Here is a 19,328-nt window from a genome sequence, read left to right as displayed (position 1 = left end):
TTAAGATGAAGAAATATGTAAAGAACACCATATGTGCATTAACAGCAGTAGCTTGCCTGACAGGAGGAGCTTCGGCATTCGCCAATCAGGAGCCGCAGATCGTACCGATCAGTGCGCCAATTGTTCCGATCAGCACGCCGGCTTATGAGATTATGCAGCAGAAGTGGATGGATTCCATCAGTGTATATGGTACGGTAACGTTTTTGGAAGATGGCCGCATTATGCTGGAGAACAACAATGAGAATGCCAAGTTTGACAAAATCATCTTGAACGTTAGCGAGGATACGCTCATTCTGGATGCGGTGAGCGGCTTGCCGAAATCGGTGAAGGATATTCGCGAGAACGAGATTATTTATGCCTACGTAGGACCTGCCATGACCATGAGCTTGCCTCCGATGACGAACGCAGAGCTTCTGCTGACGTCGATTCCAGCTGACTTTGCTGTGCCGACCTACGAGGAAATCGATAGCGTGAAGCATGAAGAGAACGGCAGCGTTACGGTTCATACGAACCGTGATGGCAAGTATATCGTTACGGATGACACTGTGCTGTTCCCTTACCTGACGAAAAACATCGTGACCAAACATGATCTGGTGCCAGGAGCGAAGCTGCTTGTTTGGAAGCAGTCTGTGAAGGCTGAAGGAGCCGAAGAAGCTGCAGAGTCCGTTAAAATGATGGTATTCCCGTATTCGTACAATGGGTTTGTGCAAGCTGGCTTGGAGGATGTAGCCGTGAATGGCGAAGCGCTTGAGCTTGCTGATGGTGAGCAGCCGTATGTGGCCAATGGCCGTCTGATGCTTCCATTCCGCCAAGTGGTCGAGGCGTTGGGTTATACGATTGAGTGGAAGGCTGAGACGAACAGCATTAAGGTGCTGAAGGGCGATCAGGAGCAATATGCCTTCACAGCTCGAGGCAAGGAAGTAACCAAGGGTGAAGAACCGTATGAGCTGCTCGAAGCGGCAGCTTTGAAGAACGGCGTAACGTTTATGGCTGCTGACGACCTGCTTCTGCTTAGCGGTGCGAAGCTGGTTGAATAGTTCCGGACTTTCGTTGCTCTGTAACGAGTATTAATGTGAGAATCAGCAAGGAGCCCGCATACAGGTCGATTGGGACCTACATGGGGGCTTTTTTTTCTGTGGTGGATTATTTGCCAGGAAGGCTGCTAACGTTAGTAGCTGAAGAAATCGATCAGCCACTTGGTCAGCTGGTTATGTGCGCTGCTAATATAACGATCGGAGCCGTAAATCAGCTCCAGATGACGCATTGGAGGATGATCGGAGATGGGAATAGCGATAATGTCGTTCCTCATGCTTTCCTGCTTGAGCAGGCTCTCGGGCTGAATGGTCGCGCCGACTCCTGCTCGTACCAACTGCAGGAGAGAAATAGCGGTACTGGTCTCCATTACAGTCGAAAGCTGAAAGCCTCCTTGTTCCCGGCATACCTTCTCCACCAAATCGCGTCCCAGGAAGCCCTGCGGATACAAAACGAGAGGAATATGCTCCAGCTCATGCAGCAGAATCGAAGTTCTGTCAGCCAATTCGCTCCCCGAGTGGACAAGCAGGTGGTAAGGCTCCGAACGCAGCGGAATTTGCACCAGCCGCTTATCTCGCGGACTTCGCAATGCAATCCCAATGTCTACCCGATTGTTCAATACTTCCTCCAAGATATGAATGGTGGAGAAAGCTTGAAGCTGAATATCGGGATATTCGGAGTGGAAATGGATAAAGAGCGGCACCAGTTGGAAGTCTAAATCCGACGGCAATACGCAGATTCGAACAGTGCCGCGCGCAGATGACATCAGCTCGCGTATGGCGACCTTGGCATCCTGCTCCGCATGGAGCATTCGTCCGCCATGAAGCCGCAGCAGCTTGCCGGCTTCTGTCGCTACGACCTGCTTGCCAATTCGATCGAATAACGGCATGCCAAGCTCCGCCTCCAACACTCGAATTTGTTGGCTTAAGGTAGGCTGGGAAATGCCCAGCGCCTCGGCTGCTTTCGTAAAGTGAAGATGCTCGTAGACGGCCATGAAATAGTGAATGTGCCGAGTGTCCATGCGGTTGCCCCTTTATGATAGTCATTTGCTATTATAATAATAGAAATTATAGCATTGATCAATGCAAGTGGATTCTCTATACTTTGTTTACACACAAAGAGGAGTGACCATATAGATGAAAAAACTATTTTTGCTACTAGCCATCTTTATCGCCGCATTGAATTTAAGACCCATTATATCTTCCGTAGCGCCGCTGCTTGGCACGATGCAATCCACCCTGGGGATGAACGCACTTACCGCCAGCTTGCTTACGACGCTTCCTGTGTTATGTATGGGCCTATTCGCTCCAGCGGCAACTATGCTGCGGGATCGGTGGGGTCTTGAGCGAACGATCTTTATCGCGCTAGCTCTCATTACAGGCGCAACCGTCATGCGCGGCGTCATTAGCTCGGTTGGCATACTCGTCATCACGGCCGTAATAGGCGGGATCGGCATCAGTCTGGCTGGTCCGCTGTTATCCGGATTTATCAAGAAATATTTTCCGACCAAACCCGGCATTGTCAGCGTCTATTCCGTTTCGTTGACTGTAGGTGCGAGTGCCGCGGCTGCATGTTCGATTCCCATCTATAACCGTTATGATCAAAGCATATCCATTGCACTTGCCGTCTGGGCTATTCTGGGCGTCTTGGCGCTGCTCGTCTGGTTTCCCTTTCTGGGGAGGAAAGATCAAGCTTCCAGCATGGTTCGCTCCAGGCTGCCGCTGCGCAACAAGCGTGCGATTCTGCTCACCTTGTTTTTTGGTCTGATGGCCAGCATGTTCTACTCTCTTACCGCATGGATTTCGCCGATTGCCCAAAGCTTAGGCTACAGCAAAGCAAGCTCTGCGATGTTGCTTACCGTATTTACCATTATACAAATCCCGGTGTCGATGACGCTCCCGAGCCTAGTGTCCAAATACGGGAAACGCGGGTTCTTCCTCGTCATATGCAGCATTTTCGAACTGATTGGCATCATCATGCTGATGCTTCATATGCCAATGCTCCCCGCTGTGATTTTCCTTGGCATCGGAGCGGGCGGACTGTTCCCGCTGGCACTTATGCTGCCTATCGTCGAGACCAGCACGCCGCAGGAAGCCGGAGCATGGTCGGCTATGTCTCAGTGCGGCGGGTACTTGATTGGAGCGATGGGACCGCTCATAGTCGGGGGGCTCTATGATTACAGAGGTAACTTTACGCTTGCTTTCGCAGCTATGTTTGTTGTTATTCTTGTTATGATTGTCGTGCAATTGCTCTTATCCAAAAGTTCTGGCAGCGTTGGGCTGCGCGAGGGCCACCGTTAAAGACTCCAGAGGACGCAATCTGATAAGTAGTTGTAAAAGGTCAGCCAAACGGCTGGCTTTTTTTCATACCGCCACTTCCGTTTACATTTTGTTTAAATAGGGGCATTACAATCGCTGTAGAGCAGATATACAGAGGAGGAATTGCAATGATGGATAGGAGTGAGTGGGCCGTCGAGGCTCATGGACTTGTCAAAACCTTTGGCGAGCATCGTGCGGTAGACGGAGTTGATTTGAATGTGCGCGCCGGTACAATCTATGGCGTGCTTGGACCGAACGGCGCTGGGAAAACAACAACGATCCGCATGCTGGCGACTTTGCTGAGACCGGATGGAGGTTCGGCGCGCATATTCGGTCATGATGTGACGAAGGAATCCCAGATCGTCAGACAGCTGATCGGAGTGACGGGGCAGTATGCTTCTGTCGATGAATCGTTAAGCGCTATGGAAAATTTAATTATTTTCTCTCGTTTGCTGGGGCTGGGGCGTACCGAAGCGAAGCGCAAGGCGGAGGCGCTGCTGGAGGAATTCAGCTTGACGGAGGCAGCGAAGCGACCACTGAAGAACTTCTCTGGCGGCATGAGGCGCCGGCTTGATCTGGCGGCTAGTCTGATTGCCCAGCCGCCGCTTATTTTCCTGGATGAGCCGACTACGGGGCTGGATCCTCGTACACGCTCACAGATGTGGGAGACAATTCAGCGGCTTGTGAAGACGGGCTCGACCGTACTCCTGACAACCCAATATCTAGACGAGGCGGATCACTTGGCGGATCGTATCGCTGTAATTGATCATGGACGCGTCGTGGCGGAAGGGACGGTAGATGAATTGAAGTCGTCTGTCGGCACCTCATCCTTGCATCTAAGCGTACTGCAACCACAGCAGATTGAAGGCGCGCGCCAAATGGTGGAGCGAGTGCTGAAGGTGCCGTCGAGCGTAGCTTACGACTCTGGTAAAATTACAGCTCCGATGGCGAACACTGATCAGGTAACCGATCTGTTGATTGCGCTTCGTGAGGCTGGCATTCCGCTGGCAGAGATAAGCGTACAGAAGCCTACGCTGGATGAAGTGTTCCTGACGATTACGGGCAGCGGCACTTCGAAGTCTTCGGCGGAGCAGCCACAGAATCAAATTCAAAAAGCGGAGGTAGCTAACGTATGAGCCAAACTACAATAAATCCGGCTGCTCGTCGTCCATTGAAGAACCGTACCAGCATCGGACAGTCGATCCGCCATTCGCTTACGATGGCCTATAGAGGTCTGCTGAAGCTTCGCCGTACACCGGAGCAATTGTTCGACGTAACGCTGCAGCCGATCATTTTCACCTTAATGTTCACTTATATATTCGGTGGCGCCATCTCTGGCGATGTACAGAGCTATCTGCCTGTCATTATTCCAGGCATTCTCGTACAGACGGTCATTACGACGTCTATCGTCACCGGCGTCCAGTTGCGCGAAGATATGGACAAGGGCGTATTCGACCGGTTCAAATCTTTGCCGATTGCGAGAATCGCCCCGCTTGCGGGCGCGTTGCTGGCTGACACGGTCAGATATACCATTGCCACCGTGCTTACCTTTGCGATGGGGTACTTGATGGGGTATCTTCCCGAGGGGGGACTTGCGTACGTAGCTATTGCAGCGGTCATTGTCATCTTCTGCTCGTGGGCGATCAGCTGGATCTTCGCTTTCTTCGGTGTCATTGCCCGTACTGCCTCCAGCGTACAGGGGATCTCCATGATTATACTGTTCCCGCTTACGTTCCTCTCCAATGCCTTCGTGCCGGTGGAGACGATGCCTAACTGGCTGCAGTGGTTCGTCAACATCAATCCCGTCTCTCACCTTGTGACGGCTGTACGGGATTTGACCAATACAGGAACGGTGGGCTGGGATCTGGCGATCTCGCTAATCGGCGCAGCAGCTATTGTAGCGGTATTCGCACCCATTACGGTTCGCGCTTATATGCGGCGGACGTAGATTAGAGCAGAAGTTGGAGTTGGCGATTTAAGGTGCTGCATGCTCCATACAATATCGACGAATGGAATCGGTAAGCTGATACGTCAGCTTGCCGATTTGTTTTGGCGATTGCTCGTATTGCTGCAAGCTCCATTCGATAAGAATGCCATGCAGGGCGGATGACAGGGAGCGGAAGACGTAGTAGTGCATCTCACCGATCGACGTCTGCGGCGCCATGAAATAAGCGGTATATTTCTCCTGAACATAATACTCCAGGCTTCGGTATATAATTTGCCTGATCTTGCGATCGGACAGTTGAATGTTGTGCAGCAGGGAAGGCGGGAGGAATGATTTCCACATCTCAAAAAAAGCGATTAATACATCTTCTCCATGCAGTTTCTGCTCACTGATCCGGCTGTCAAAAAAGTTGAATTGATGACATAGATAGTCATACAAAATATCGTCTTTGTCTCCATAATTGCGGTAGATGGTTTGTCTGGCCAGGCCGGATTTTCGGGCAATTTCCGTCACTTTAATATCGGAGTAAGCCTTTGTCTCCATCAAATAAAGCAAAGAGAGCGTAATCCATTCCTTCGACTGCTGCTGTCCTTCGATGAAATTGTTGATGTGTAACACTTCCTTTGTTTTGTCCATTTCCAAGCTCTATCTATTGAAATGGTGTAGCAACTATATTAGTGTTGTTATTGTAACATTTACTGTACCGCATGCGCATCGGTGGCAAGAAAGTGTTCTTTTTTTCAATACTTACTGATAATGATACTCATTATTGGAAAATAGGAGCGGAAATGGTGAAAAAACATAATGCAACAAAAGTGATGCTCTCTGCTATGCTGGCAGCCCTGCTTATCATGCTTACAGCTTGCGGAAGCAACAATGGAGCTAGTCAGCCAGGAAATGCTGACAACAATCAGCCGACACAACAGCCTGAAGCGAATGAAACGAGAACGATTGCACATGCAATGGGCAACACGGATATTACGGGTACGCCTACTCGAATTGTAGTGTTGACTACTCAAGGGACTGAGACTTTATTGGAACTGGGCATTAAACCGGTAGGAGCCGTTCATTCCTGGATCGGCGATCCTTGGTATGATCATATAGCAGATCAAATGGAAGGCGTGGAAATTGTAGGCGATGAGACTCAGCCGAATATGGAGTTGATCGCGAGTCTTCAGCCGGACTTGATCCTTGGCACAAAGGTTAGACAAGAGAAAATTTACAGTCAGCTTAGCGGTATTGCGCCTACCATATTTACCGAAAACCTGGGCGACAGCATGATCGAGAATTTCTCCCTGTTTGCAAGTGCCTTGAATAAGGAGTCAGAAGGAGAGCAAGCGCTTGCCGAGTTCGATAAGCTCGTTGAAGAGACGGCAGCCAAGCTGGGAGACAAAGCACAGGCGGAAGTATCGCTGGCCCGTTTCCAGGCAGGCAAAGCCAGAGTCTACTACAAGCAAAACTTTGCCGGCGTCATCTTGGACAAGCTGGGCATTGCGCGGACGGAAGCGCAGAGCAAAGCGGAATTTGCCGAAGAAATTACGAAAGAGCAAATTAGTGTATTGGATGGCGATGCGCTGTTCTACTTTGCATCGGACCGCAGCGGCGAGACGGCAGCAGCCGATACGGCCAAGGAATGGCTGGCCGATCCCATCGCTCAAAACATGAAAGTGAATCAAAATGGACAAATTTATCAAGTAGATGAGTCGATTTGGAACTCTGCTGGCGGCATCCTTGCCGCAAAGCTGTTAGTGGCCGATATTGAGAAATATTTTGCGAATATTCAACGTTAGCATTTCGTTAACGGTATAAAGGGGAAGAAGAAACATGACCTCCCTTTTGTCTAGCGACAGAAGAAAAGCGGCTGGTTTCCTTGGTGCTGTGGCAGTGCTAATCGCAGCCGCTGTAGCAAGCGTCTTGTTTGGACTCAGAAACTTTGATCTGGCCACCGTCATCCAAGCTTATACATCCTATACGGGCAGCGATGAGCAGCTTATTATCCGAACGTCCCGAGTACCGAGAGCCTTGACTGCCGCCGTAATCGGCTGCAGTCTTGCTCTTAGCGGAGTTCTGCTGCAAGCCATGACGAGAAACCCGCTGGCCTCTCCATCGATACTTGGTATAAATGCTGGCGCAGCACTTGCGATTGTAGCCATGCTTTATTGGTATGGGGCCGTATTTTCCTTTACGAACTTAATGTGGTTTGCATTTATTGGTGCTGGCCTATCGGCCGTGCTTATTTTCGTTATTGCGACGGCCGGCAAAGGGGGAATGACGCCAATCAAGCTGATTCTGACAGGCTCGGCCTTGGCGTCATTCGCTACGTCCATCAACTCGTTATTTATGCTGATCAGCAATGAAACTTTGGAAGGCGCCCTCTACTGGCTAACCGGCTCCGTGTCCAACAGCAATCTGGGCCATACGGTTCAACTTTTGCCGTATATGTTAGGCGCATGGGTCATCGTCTTATTTATGTCGCGCTCGCTCAACGTAATGGCGATGGGGGATGATGTAGCAGTTGGTCTGGGGCAGCGGATGGTTTGGATCAAAATCGTGACGGTGTTCGTTGTCGTTATTTTGGCAGGGGGAAGTGTCGCGCTTGCTGGTCCGATCAGCTTCGTTGGCATTATGATTCCACACATCTCACGCTGGCTAATTGGCAATGACCATCGTTGGCTCCTGCCTTATAGCGCAGTGCTCGGCGCCGCTTTTTTGTTGCTGGCTGATGTGCTGTCCCGTTTCTTGATTCATTCCAAGGAAGTGCCGGTTGGCGTTACAACAGCCCTATTAGGTGTCCCCTTTGTAGTGGTGCTCGTAAGGAGGAAGGCGCTTGGGCAGATTTAATTGGATTTCTCGCAAAATGATCAACCACGATCGCAAGTCTTCGGTTAGCATTAAACTAGTCATTCTGGCTATTGGATTGCTGGCGACCATTGTTCTCAGCATCGGTATAGGGAGCTTCCGGGTGCCGATTATGGACGTTCTGCGAACCCTGTTCGGGATCGGCGAAGCCAAGTATGAGTATATTGTGATGCATTTGAGAATGCCTCGTATTGCGGCTTCTGTATTGGTAGGCGCGGCCATGGCCATATCGGGGACGATCCTGCAAGCTTTGATTCGCAATCCGCTCGCCTCGCCTGATCTGCTTGGGACAACATCGGGTGCGACGGCTGCGGTCGTAGCTTTTATTACGATTATGAATGGTCAGGTGAACGTCGGCTGGATGCCGGTTGTTGCTATGGCGGGCGGCTGCATCGCTTCTGCAATTACATATTTGCTGGCTTGGAAGAATGGCAGCTCGCCGCTTCGTATGGCGATGATTGGCGTATCGGTCTCCTCTGCAATGGGAGCGTTAACGATTTATTTCACGCTTGCGGGTCCCCTGTATCTCGTATCGCAAGCGCTTGGCTGGATGGCGGGAACGGTCTATGGCACATCGTGGACTCATGTCATGTATTTGGCGCCATGGGTGATAATCGGCGGGGGGATCGCATGGATGCAATCCAGAAGCTTGAATGTGCTGGAGCTCGGCGATCGTATTGCGATTGGCGTAGGCATGCATGTGGAGAAGAAACGTGTTATGTTCATCATACTAAGTGTTGTGCTGGCCAGCGCTGCGGTAGGTATCGCAGGTGGAATCAGCTTTGTAGGTTTGATGGCGCCACATATGGCTCGCAAGCTTGTTGGCAACAACAATGGGGCCATCGTCGTTGCTTCAGCGATATTAGGATCATTGTTTGTGCTGCTGGCTGATCTGGTTGGCCGTACCGTATTTGTGCCTTTGGATATACCGGCTGGTATTTTTACGGCAATATTAGGCGCACCTTTTTTTATTTATTTGATGTATAGACATAGCGATCGTCGATAGATACGTAGAGGAACGGCAGAGATGCCGTTTTTTTGTTTGCGCTCAGACGTATGACATCAGTATGGAGAAGTGGAAATTTATTGTAGTACAATGATGATAGTTGATAAAAGAGTATTTTTGGGGGAGGACGACATGTCTAAAGCTGACAATATGCTTGCGATCCTTTGGCTGCTGAAATCTCGTCGAAGAATGACGGCGAAGGAGCTGTCGGACGAGCTGGAAATTCATATTCGAACGGTTTACCGATGCATCGACGCCTTATGTATCTCTGGGGTGCCCATCGTGTCTGAAGTAGGCCGGGATGGCGGCTATTCGATTCCTGAAGCGTTGAAGCTTGAGCCGTTGTTCTTTGATGCGGAGGAGCAGAAGGCACTGCTTCAAGCCGCTTCATTCGCCAGAGAATCCGGTTATCCTTCAGAAGCGGCACTCACCCGAGCCGTGGCGAAAATGAAGCGGTATACGAATCCGCAACAGTTGGAGAACATGGAACGGCGCGAAGCCCATATTGAAGTGATCCAGCCTCCTGTAGATTCGGCGCTTACCTCTTTGCTTGCTGAGCTGGAAGCGGGCATAGACGGTCAAGCAAGCTTGGAGCTGTCTTATAGGAGCGGTTATGATTCCGTTACAACGAAGCGCAGCATCGACCCTTATGGTCTTGTCCATTGGCGAGCCAATTGGTATGTCGTTGGGTATTGTCACCTGCGAGCCGACATTAGAAGCTTCCGTGTAGATCGGATCATAGGGATGACGGATACCGCAGCTCGTTTTGAACGTCCTGCAGCTTTCTCTGCGCGTAAGTTTTTGCTTGGGAGCCTGCTTGAAGAAGCGGGAGCAGGCTCCGGGGACTCAACGGTCTCCGTGCTGATTCAGGGGGCGCCTCAGGCATTGGATGATTTATGCGGTCATTGGCTGCTTAGTCACGCACTCGTCGAGCGATCCCCGCATCATGCTCGGTTCCGAGTGGACGAGCTGACGCTCTATACGGGGATCGCCCATTATCTCTTATCGTTTGGCGGGAAGCTGCGGGTTGTCGAGCCGGAGGAGCTGAGAAGTCATATGATTGACATTACCGAGGAACTGCTTCATTATTATCGATCCTGAAATATAAATACTGACCTTCTCTGTCAGTGTTTGTATATTATAATGAGGCCTATCAATCGTCAGGAGGGAACCAGATGCCAGGTTCTATTTTCAGACAAGAAGTTATGCAAGCAACGGGAAGTACATGGGAAGAGTGGGTGATCAGACTTCAGCAGTCCGTGGATCCTCAGTGGTCGCATGAGGGGATTGCAGCACATATTGGTGAGCAATATGAGGCTTCGGAACAATGGAGCGAATGGCTCGCTGTCATGTATGGGCAGGTGCTGGGGCGGATACCGGTAGGCGTCACGAAGGATGCTGGTGTGCAGATTGGCGTTAGAAAGACAATAGCGGCTTCGAAAGAGCGGGTCTGGGATTACCTCGTATCGCAGGAAGGATTAAAACTGTGGGCTGGGGACGTTTCGTCATTTATATTGCAAAAGGGAGAGGTCTATCAGTCCAAGGAAGGCCTATTCGGCAAGCTCACTGTCGTGAAGCCTTATCATAAGCTGCGGCTGACCTGGCAGCGCCCGGAATGGGACAACCCCTCGCGTCTGCAAATGTATGTGCTGTCTGCCAAAGGAGATAAAACAACGGTGGCGATCCATCAGGAGATGCTGGATGACATTTATGTAAGAGAAGTTATGAGGCGCCACTGGGAGGAAAAGCTGAACGAACTGACAAGGAGGCTGCAGGATGAGCCGATGTAGTACACACCTATCCTTTCAAAGATGGGTTCGTTTTTGCCGCTGAGGGAGAGCTGCCAAGCGCTCCTTATTTTATTATCACGGAGGACCCGGATTATCAGTTCAGATGGTGCATCGGTTGAATGAATATTGAATGCAAGAGGGCTGTTCGAATACTCGAACGGCTCTCTTGCATTATGCTTTTGTTACGAGGGGATCTGGCACGGGCGAGGTGCTATACGTTAACTGCCGTCCCGCTAACGGCAACCATAAGCATACCATCGCGAATTACTTCATAGTCGATGTCTACTCCGATGATGGCGTTGGCGCCCATTCGCGAAGCTTTATGACACATTTCAGAGAATGCTGCGTCTCTTGCCTCTTGAAGCTTGCTCTCATAGGCTCCAGAACGGCCTCCGACAATGTCGGTAATGGATGCCATAAAGTCTCTGAACACGTTCGCTCCCATAATAACTTCTCCGGTTACAATCCCTACATAATTTCTTACGGGCATGCCTTCAATCGTGGACGTTGTGGTCAATATCATACGTAATTCCTCCTGGAATTCAAGTCAATTGCTAAACGTTATTACGCGGCTTCATAATGGTGGTTCCACATTAGTCAGTTATTCACTTCCCCTTCTTCGCAATATGCTGCCTATCCCTTAGAAACAATATCCGTTTCCCGGCTTGCAAGAGGCTGCACACTGCTCATAAGTTTCTATAAATACCTTAAAGTACTTGACGGATTTCTCTCGCCAACAGGGGATGAATCATCTCATTGCTCCTACTAACTTTATCATTTGCATGAATGAAGTACACTGAAAGAAGCTTTACTATTTCAGGATAAAGGGTGGATGGAACCATGAATAAATACGAGGGGCTGCTTCAAGCATCGCTTGCTAATCGCTCGGAGAGCGTCATCGAGACACTGGGGCGATATATCGATGCTCATATCGAATCCAATTGGAGGGATACCCTGCAGAATCATGCAGATAAGCTTCAACGTGCGTATGAGGAGGCGGGCGATATGGCATATGGCACGTATTTGAACCTATTGCTCGGTCCTGTTCACAAGGAGATGAAGGGCAACGGATTGCAGCCTTCACCTCGATTGCCGGGCGATTTCGATATTTCTCGTGAATGGGGCAATGAGGACGAGTCGGATCAGCAACGCTGGATGTGGAGTGCAATTCATGACGGGGACGGTTCGCCGCTGGGTACGATCGTGTTGCAAATATTTCATGATCATACGCAGTTCCGTCTGCCCCGCAGGCCAGGAATATTAGCTTTGTCTGTGACTGGGAAAGAGGAGGTCGTTCGGGTGTTATCCCAGAAATCTGCATCTTTCGAACAGGCCCTGGAGTTTACGGAAGAATACAAGCTTTATTTGCAAAGCTTAAATGAGGAGCAGAACAGTACCAATTAACGTTGCGGCTATGAGCGACCATTTAGAATAGGTGCCTGTAGTGCAGTAGAATATCTCGGTTGACTGGCATGAGGGGTATTATTATACTGGCTACATGAACATGCCTATATTGTCCACGAAATTATATATCCCGCCGCCTCGGAGCGGCTATGTTCCACGTTCCCGTCTGACGGAGCTGCTCCATCAAGGGCTTCGCCGCAAGCTTACCCTTATCTCCGCACCTGCCGGATATGGCAAAACCACGCTGGTCAGCGAATGGCTGACCGGCAGCAATCTGCGGTCCGCCTGGCTGTCTCTGGATGAGGGTGACAATGATCCTGCACGTTTTCTCTCCTACCTGCTTGCCGCACTTCGAACCATGGCGCCGGGTTTGGGGGAAGGCGTGTTTGTTGCGCTGCAAACTCAAGCTTCGCAGCCTCCCCCCATCGAATGGATGCTCTCCCATATTCTCAATGAAGTGGCTGACACGCTTACGGAGCCATACGTTCTCGTGCTGGACGATTATCATGTTATCGAGTCCCCGCAAGTGATGAGCGCTGTTGAATTTCTATTGGAGCGCCTGCCGTCTCGACTGCACCTCGTGATGACGACCCGCGTGGATCCCGAGCTACCCTTGTCCCGACTACGTGCTAGAGATCAATTGACGGAGGTACGAACGGAGGACTTGTGTTTTCTTCCGGACGAAGCCGCAGAGTTTATGAGCCGGGTCATGGGTCTGAAGCTGGAGAGGGATGGAATGAAGCTGCTGGAAGCTCAGACGGAAGGATGGATTGCAGGCTTGCAATTAGCTGCCCTATCGATGAAGGGTGGACAACATCTTACTCGAGCCACTCATCCCTTTAACGAAAGACATCCCTTTGTCCTCGACTATTTAGCTGAGGAAGTGCTGAAGCAGCAATCGCCTGGTGTTCGTACATTCCTGCTCCGTACGTCAATCCTTGATCGGATGTGCGGACCACTCTGTGAGGCGTTGATGCGGCTGGAGGTAGAGCCGTCTCTCGAAATTACCGGTCAAGCGATGCTGGAACAGCTTGAGCGTTCCAATCTTTTCATCGTACCTCTGGATGCAGAGAGAGGATGGTTCCGTTATCATCATCTGTTTGCCGGTTTGCTTAGGCAGCGGCTGCAAGCGGAAGAGAGCAAGCAGCTTGGGGCTGACTTGCATATGTGTGCAAGTCATTGGTATGAGGAGAATGGTTTGGAACTGGAAGCCTTCCAGCATGCGACTGAAACCGGCAATGTAAATGAGGCAGCGCGCTTAGTGGAAGGAGGTGGAATGCCCCTGTTCTTCCGCGGTGCGCTTGCACCGGTGCAGACTTGGTTAGACTCATTGCCGACAAGAGAGTTGGATGTGAGACCTTCGTTACGGGTAATGTATGCTTCTGTGCAATTGCTGTCTGGTCAGCTGAGTGAGGCCGTACACCATCTGGAAGCTGCCGAGATGGCGCTGCAGAACATGCCGCAAGATGAGGAGACGTCGGAAGTGATCGGACATGCCGCATCCATCCGGGCTACGCTGGCTGTAAGTCGGCATGACGCAGAGACGATTATGTCCGAGTCGAGGCGGGCGCTCCATCATTTGCCTATTGGCAATCGAGCGGTTCGAACAGCGACAACTTGGGCGCTTGGCTATGCCTATCAGCTTCAAGGGGATCCTGTTTCTGCAGGCAAGGCATATTCGGAGGCAATGGCAGTCAGCCAGTCCATTGGACATGGGATGATCACCATGATGTCTATGCTCGGCCTTGGGGCAGTCCGTCAGTCGGATAATATGTTACATGCTGCTGCGGATTGGTATCGTCGCGTACTGGAGCTTGCGGGTGATCCCCCTCTGCCGATTGCTTGCGAGGCTCATTTAGGCTTAGCGAAAATTAATTACGAGTGGAATGATTTGGCGGCCGCTGAGAAACATGCGGAGAAAGCAATTCGACTAGCGCCGCTGCTCCAGCAAACCGATCGAATCGTTGCTTGTGAGCTGGCTCTTGCTCGGGTGAAGCTTGCTCAGAATGATGTTGAGAGCGCATCAACTCTATGGACTCGAGCTGAGCAGCATGCGAGGGATCATCAGTTTACGTATCAAATGCAAGAGGTGGCAGCTGTGCGCACCTCCTTGCTGCTTAGCCAACATCAGCCGGCACAAGCCGCCCTGCTGCTCCAACCGCATGAGCCATCCATTAGCTTGGCCCGAGCGAATCTCGCGCAAGGGGATGTCTCTAAGGCACTTGGCATTCTGGTAGTGCTGCGTGAAGGGGCGGAAGAGAGGGGCCTGGCGGGGGAGCGACTCCAAGTAAAAGTGATTCAAGCGACAGCCTTATATGCGCATGGCCACAAGGATGAAGCAGTCAACCTGTTGCTCCAAGCGCTAGCTGATGCGGAAAACGAAGGTTTTACCCGGTTGTTTCTGGATTTAGGGCAAACTATGGAGAGGCTGTTGCTTGAAGCGAAGAAGAGTGGGGTGTTATCAGGTTATATCCGAAATCTGCTGGACCAGTTCAATGTGTCGACACCACATGGGCAAAACCTCCAGGATCGTCATAAAGCAAGCCCCTCTGGTAAACCGACGCTTGTGGAAGCGCTAAGCAGCCGGGAGCTGGAGGTGCTGCGGCTCATTGCTGAAGGATTGTCCAATACGGACATTGCTTCCAGGCTGTTTCTTGCACTAAGCACGGTCAAGGGACATAACCGGATCATCTTTGATAAGCTGCAGGTCAGCCGAAGGACAGAGGCCGTGGCGCGTGCACGCGAGTTGGGACTGCTGTAGGTTTCTCCGGCAACACAGATTGTACAGTTTGCTAGAGAACCATACTTTAGTATCTATAAGCAGCACTTCATCAGACGCTATACTTATGACAGATGGTCATTAGGAGGAAGTGCAGATGAAAGCGATCATATGTCCGAAGTACGGTGCGCCTGAAGTAGTGCAGCTCCAAGAGGTAGCTATGCCGATTCCCAAAAAAAATGAGATCCGGGTCAGAGTTCATGCGACGACGGTTACGACCGGGGATTGCAGAGTTCGAGCCTTCAATAGCCCGTTATCCTTCTGGATTCCGATGCGTTTGTTCCTCGGCATATTCAAGCCGCGGCAGCCGATTCTTGGTGTCGAGCTGGCGGGGGAGGTTGAATCGGTTGGTCAGGATGTAACCCGGTTTAAGAAGGGTGACCGCGTATTTGCGTTAACTGGCATGCGGTTTGGAGGACATGCCGAATATGCGTGCCTCCCCGAAAATAGTCTGGTCGCGCCGATGCCGGACAATGTCTCATATGAGGAGGCAGCTGCGGTCCCTTTTGGAGGCACCACTACCTTGCATTTTTTCAGAAAAGGAAACTTGCAACGGGGATATAAAGTACTCATCTATGGTGCATCAGGCGCGGTCGGAACAGCCGCGATTCAAATTGCCAAGTACAGCGGGGCGGAAGTGACTGCGGTGTGCAGCTCCGCGAATGCTGAATTGGTGAGGTCGCTGGGCGCGGATCATGTGATCGATTATACGAAGGAAGATTTCTGGAAACGGGCAGAGCGTTATGACATTGTATTTGATGCGGTTGGAAAAAGCACAAAATCCGACTGTACCGAGGCGCTTGCGCCAGGTGGCCGATATTTAACAGTAGAAGGGCAAGGCGTGGTGGTCGAACGCCGTGAGGATATGTATGTTTTGAAGGAGTTAATGGAGAAGGGCGCGTTAAAGCCAGTCATTGATCGTCGTTATGCAATGGAGCAAATTGTTGATGCGTACCGCTATGTGGAGAGCGGCCGGAAGAAGGGCAATATCATCATTACGATTCCATGACCATGTGTGAAAATTAGGTATAATGGTTTTCGGCATAGTGCCGTCGCTCCCCATCAGGTATAATATAGGTCAGTAATGGGGGTGGCACATATGGCAAATCAATTTGTCGGGACTCGAGACGGCTCATGCAAAGCCACGAATTAGGGGCGATACTTTGCATGGGCGAAACATCATTTTTGTTCGCCTGAACGATAATTTATCGTTTCTAATAAAGGGCTTTGCGCTTATTTTTCTCTACTAAAAATAAGGAGCTGAAAGCCTTGAATACACCATTTATTAGAAACCATCACTATAATTTGATCATCAAGCAAGTGGAGTTGCTGCAGCAAGCCTGTGCAACTGTGTCGGATAAACGAGTTGTCGAATCAGTGAGATATAGCGCCCAGTCCAATATATTGGAAGCTTTACCGAATGCCTCGGAACTTCACCAGCAATTGCTGAACCAGCTGTCAGGGCTGCATACGGCGGAGCAATTTCAGCACTATCTGCAATCGCTGGAGCCTTACAGGACAGGCTTCCCGCAAGTGACTGGGAAGCAAGTGGCCAAGCTGTTTCCCAAAGTTAAGAAGATGAAGCTGCCGGATCTGGCTGCCATCGACTATCGCAACGTCACGTATTTGGGATGGCTTGATGTAGGAACGGGCAGGATGTTCCTTATCTATCATCTGGATGATCAATTCGTTGGGTTGGAGGGTAGATTCACGCCTTCAAGGAAAGGCGTGTGCTTCCTGTGCAACCGGCATGAAGAGCTTGCGTTGTTTACTGCGGTCACCAAAGTCAAGCCGGCAAACGCATCGCCGGATTATTATAAAGCGATCGGCAACTATTTATGTGTCGACAGCGAAGCATGCAATCGCAACATTCGCGATGTGACAGTTTTGGAGAACTATGTACGTGCAGTAACGGGACTCGTGTAATCGGAGACCGAGTCGCTCGTATGTCTCCCGATAGGGAAGGCAATTGTGATCGAAACGGCCATAAGCAAGGCTACAAGGAAGACTACAAGCAAGACTACAAGCAAGACCAAGAGCTCGCCAATAAGGCGGGTTCTTTGTTTTTCTAGACCATTCAGGAAACATTCAGCCAGCACTAATCTGTCTTTTAGGTTCCTTTCACTTTCGCTTAAGCGGACATGTCCATAATGGGTATTGTTCCGGTCTTGGCAAGATCAGGGAACGTTAGCCGATAGGCTCAATCAACCGTTAGGGAGGACATGAATATGAACAGGTATGTAAAAACATTAGGTATTGCGACGGCTTTGGCGGCCCTGATTCCGCTGAGCGCTTATGCGGCTGCATCGGTTCCAGGCAAGTCGGGAGCTGCAATCAAGAGTACATTAGTGCAAGCTGACACATCGGATACGACCAAGGAGTTCGGAAAGGTCAGAGGAGAGAAGTTAGGCGGCGGTCATGGGTTTGGTGCTTCATATGTAAATGATGATGTATTGGAACTGTTGAAGCTTGACCGTGATGCGCTTCAGGAGAAGCTGACGGGCGGAAGCACGCTTGAAGAAATTGCGGCAGCTCAAGGGATATCGAAGGATCAGCTGAAAGGAGCCCTCACCGCAGCCTTTGAGAAGCAGCAATCTGAGATGAAGCAGCAATTCGAGTCGAATCTGGATAAAATGATTAGTACGAAACAAGAATTTGGTGGTTTCCGGCCTGGAGGCGGTATGGGGTTGGAGCTGCATGCGGTTGCTGAGGCACTCGGATTGACGGAGGACGCGCTGAAAACTGCGCTTCAAGCTGATGGAGCAACGATCGCTTCCGTCGCAAAAGAAAAAGGAATAGCCGCTGACACCCTTATTGCTAAATTGAAGGAAGTGATAACGGCAAAGCTTGACCAAGCTGTTGCTGATGGCAAGTTGACTGCTGTGAAGGCGGCGGAAGCGAAAGAAAAAGCACAAGAGCAAGCAGAACGATTGGTAAACGGACAAGGTTTCGCCCATAGAGGCATGGATGGAAGTCGAGGCGGCTTCCATGGGGACAAGGGTGAACGAAAAGGCAAGAGTACAGCATCCGAATCGGCGGAAGCTTCCGCATAGTCAAAAGAACGAACTGCAAACAGCAGTGTGCCAAAGCCGTGTCTTCATCGGGAGACACGGCTCTTTGACGTGATAGTTGAAGGAAATAATGAGTTTCCTTGACTAGCTGCAACTTAATAGGTTCATTTTCCGTTTTTTGTAATGAGTGTGAATTGAAAGGGGCGCTGTTGCTTGCGGGGAAACAATGGGGGGAAGCTGGCGCTGATCAAGGTCAGCGCATTGACACTAAGCTTACTATTAGCTGCTTCATGCAGCGGGGAATGGAGAGGAAATAAATGCATGACCTCTACTGTTACGTGCAGCGATGAAACCAAGGACGGAGCTGGCATGGAAGGGAAGGAATATGCCTCTTTGACTGCTCTTCCTCAAGCAGCGGAGCACACACAGGATGAGTCTAATTCGGAACTGCTTTCTGATGAAGCGATGCTGGCTGAATTGCCCGAGCATGCTATTTCTATAACGGGAGGGGATAGCGGGGTTATTCTCCGAATAGGGGAGCGGGAGCAGGCCTATGATTGGCCCTATATGACTCCGCGCGGCATCAAGCCAAGCATGACGCTAGGGGATTTGGACGGCGACGGTGCAGACGAGCTTGCGATTATTCTTTATATAGGATCCGGAACGGGAGTGTCTGTCAGTGACTTGCGCATCGTGCATAACGATACTGACGGATTTCGCGACTATTACTTTGAGCCGGAAAATTATATCGGGCAAGTCAAGAATGTGGCGAAGTTTTCCTCGCTTAGACAGAAAGAGGAGTTGTTTGGGAAGCTGACGCTGGGCGATGATTCGTACACCGTCAGTCTGAAGGAGTATGACAGTGAAGAAAGCGGTCAGGTAGAAGAGAGGCTTGTCATTGGCGATATAGCAAATTTTTGGTTTGATGAGGACCGGATCATAGCTAGCTTCGGCGCAGGTATTTCGTTCGAGAAATTCGTGATACCGGTCTATATTGGCAATATAGAAGCTGAGGTTAAGTATGAGTCGGGCGCTTTCCGCTTGACGGATTTCCGGTTTATACCGCCCGGTGAATGAGATGTAAGAAAAGGCTAAAGAAGATTGTCCGCTTGTCGTTGAGACAGCGTGGCGGTCTTCTTTTTTTATGCAGAAAAGGACGAAAAGATTTGACAACTTTATGACGA

Annotated in this window: 18 protein-coding genes; 15 read left to right on the top strand and 3 right to left on the bottom strand. The window is 50.5% G+C overall.

The genetic code is table 11. The features are described from left to right. The first annotated feature begins 5 nt into the window (after positions 1-5). Entirely contained in the window at positions 6-1,037 is a 1,032-nt protein-coding gene (locus DX130_RS11850; protein ID WP_116045413.1) for a copper amine oxidase N-terminal domain-containing protein, read from the top strand. 131 nt (positions 1,038-1,168) lie between these two features. Here the strand turns inward: DX130_RS11850 and DX130_RS11845 are convergent, their stop codons facing one another. Next, a complete protein-coding gene (locus DX130_RS11845; protein ID WP_116045411.1) occupies positions 1,169-2,053 on the bottom strand; it encodes a LysR family transcriptional regulator in 885 nt (294 codons plus the stop codon). A 115-nt stretch (positions 2,054-2,168) separates the two neighbouring features. On the opposite strand from DX130_RS11845, the gene DX130_RS11840 reads away from it, so the two are divergent. The 3 genes from DX130_RS11840 (at position 2,169) to DX130_RS11830 (ending at position 5,298) form a co-directional block, all read left to right on the top strand. Next, positions 2,169-3,332: an MFS transporter gene (locus DX130_RS11840; RefSeq protein WP_116045409.1), complete on the top strand. Its 1,164-nt coding sequence runs from the start codon at positions 2,169-2,171 to the stop codon at positions 3,330-3,332. Between the two features lie 146 nt (positions 3,333-3,478). Beyond that, positions 3,479-4,486, top strand: a complete 1,008-nt coding sequence (locus DX130_RS11835) for an ATP-binding cassette domain-containing protein (protein WP_116045407.1) — start codon at positions 3,479-3,481, stop codon at positions 4,484-4,486. After that, positions 4,483-5,298, top strand: a complete 816-nt coding sequence (locus DX130_RS11830; protein ID WP_116045405.1) for an ABC transporter permease — start codon at positions 4,483-4,485, stop codon at positions 5,296-5,298. The genes DX130_RS11835 and DX130_RS11830 overlap by 4 nt, the downstream gene beginning before the upstream one ends. Before the next feature lie 27 nt (positions 5,299-5,325). Here DX130_RS11830 and DX130_RS11825 read toward each other — a convergent pair whose 3' ends face one another. Further along, positions 5,326-5,931: a TetR/AcrR family transcriptional regulator gene (locus tag DX130_RS11825; RefSeq protein ID WP_116045403.1), complete on the bottom strand. Its 606-nt coding sequence runs from the start codon at positions 5,929-5,931 to the stop codon at positions 5,326-5,328. A gap of 152 nt (positions 5,932-6,083) precedes the next feature. On the opposite strand from DX130_RS11825, the gene DX130_RS11820 reads away from it, so the two are divergent. The 5 genes from DX130_RS11820 (at position 6,084) to DX130_RS11800 (ending at position 10,950) form a co-directional block, all read left to right on the top strand. Further along, positions 6,084-7,085, top strand: coding sequence for an ABC transporter substrate-binding protein (locus tag DX130_RS11820; RefSeq protein ID WP_116045401.1), 1,002 nt, complete (start codon positions 6,084-6,086; stop codon positions 7,083-7,085). A gap of 34 nt (positions 7,086-7,119) precedes the next feature. After that, entirely contained in the window at positions 7,120-8,136 is a 1,017-nt protein-coding gene (locus tag DX130_RS11815) for a FecCD family ABC transporter permease (RefSeq protein ID WP_116045399.1), read from the top strand. After that, on the top strand, positions 8,123-9,160 hold the full coding sequence (locus tag DX130_RS11810) for a FecCD family ABC transporter permease (protein WP_240644411.1): 1,038 nt from the start codon (positions 8,123-8,125) through the stop codon (positions 9,158-9,160). The genes DX130_RS11815 and DX130_RS11810 overlap by 14 nt, the downstream gene beginning before the upstream one ends. 132 nt (positions 9,161-9,292) lie before the next feature. Next, positions 9,293-10,261, top strand: a complete 969-nt coding sequence (locus DX130_RS11805; RefSeq protein WP_116045396.1) for a helix-turn-helix transcriptional regulator — start codon at positions 9,293-9,295, stop codon at positions 10,259-10,261. Positions 10,262-10,335: 74 nt separating this feature from the next. Further along, positions 10,336-10,950: an SRPBCC family protein gene (locus tag DX130_RS11800; RefSeq protein ID WP_116045395.1), complete on the top strand. Its 615-nt coding sequence runs from the start codon at positions 10,336-10,338 to the stop codon at positions 10,948-10,950. Between the two features lie 211 nt (positions 10,951-11,161). Here the strand turns inward: DX130_RS11800 and DX130_RS11795 are convergent, their stop codons facing one another. After that, positions 11,162-11,473 carry a YbjQ family protein gene (locus DX130_RS11795; RefSeq protein ID WP_116045393.1) on the bottom strand — a complete coding sequence of 104 codons (312 nt, stop codon included), beginning with the start codon at positions 11,471-11,473 and terminating at the stop codon, positions 11,162-11,164. A gap of 317 nt (positions 11,474-11,790) precedes the next feature. On the opposite strand from DX130_RS11795, the gene DX130_RS11790 reads away from it, so the two are divergent. The 6 genes from DX130_RS11790 (at position 11,791) to DX130_RS11765 (ending at position 19,221) form a co-directional block, all read left to right on the top strand. Further along, the gene (locus tag DX130_RS11790) at positions 11,791-12,354 is read left to right on the top strand and encodes a DUF6022 family protein (RefSeq protein WP_116045392.1); all 564 of its coding nucleotides are present in this window, start codon (positions 11,791-11,793) and stop codon (positions 12,352-12,354) included. Positions 12,355-12,454: 100 nt separating this feature from the next. Next, entirely contained in the window at positions 12,455-15,115 is a 2,661-nt protein-coding gene (locus DX130_RS11785) for a winged helix-turn-helix domain-containing protein (protein WP_240644409.1), read from the top strand. A 115-nt stretch (positions 15,116-15,230) separates the two neighbouring features. Next, a complete protein-coding gene (locus DX130_RS11780) occupies positions 15,231-16,142 on the top strand; it encodes an NAD(P)-dependent alcohol dehydrogenase (RefSeq protein WP_116045389.1) in 912 nt (303 codons plus the stop codon). A 260-nt stretch (positions 16,143-16,402) separates the two neighbouring features. Further along, positions 16,403-17,059, top strand: a complete 657-nt coding sequence (locus tag DX130_RS11775) for a FusB/FusC family EF-G-binding protein (RefSeq protein WP_116045387.1) — start codon at positions 16,403-16,405, stop codon at positions 17,057-17,059. A gap of 302 nt (positions 17,060-17,361) precedes the next feature. Continuing rightward, positions 17,362-18,186 (top strand): hypothetical protein, encoded by an 825-nt coding sequence (locus DX130_RS11770; RefSeq protein WP_116045385.1) that lies wholly within the window; start codon positions 17,362-17,364, stop codon positions 18,184-18,186. A gap of 171 nt (positions 18,187-18,357) precedes the next feature. Then, on the top strand, positions 18,358-19,221 hold the full coding sequence (locus DX130_RS11765; protein WP_133297918.1) for a hypothetical protein: 864 nt from the start codon (positions 18,358-18,360) through the stop codon (positions 19,219-19,221). The last annotated feature ends 107 nt before the right edge of the window (positions 19,222-19,328 follow it).

The organism is Paenibacillus paeoniae, assembly GCF_003388735.1.
GTDB classification, from domain to species: domain Bacteria; phylum Bacillota; class Bacilli; order Paenibacillales; family Paenibacillaceae; genus Pristimantibacillus; species Pristimantibacillus paeoniae.
This window is presented reverse-complemented; position numbering and strand designations above follow the sequence as displayed.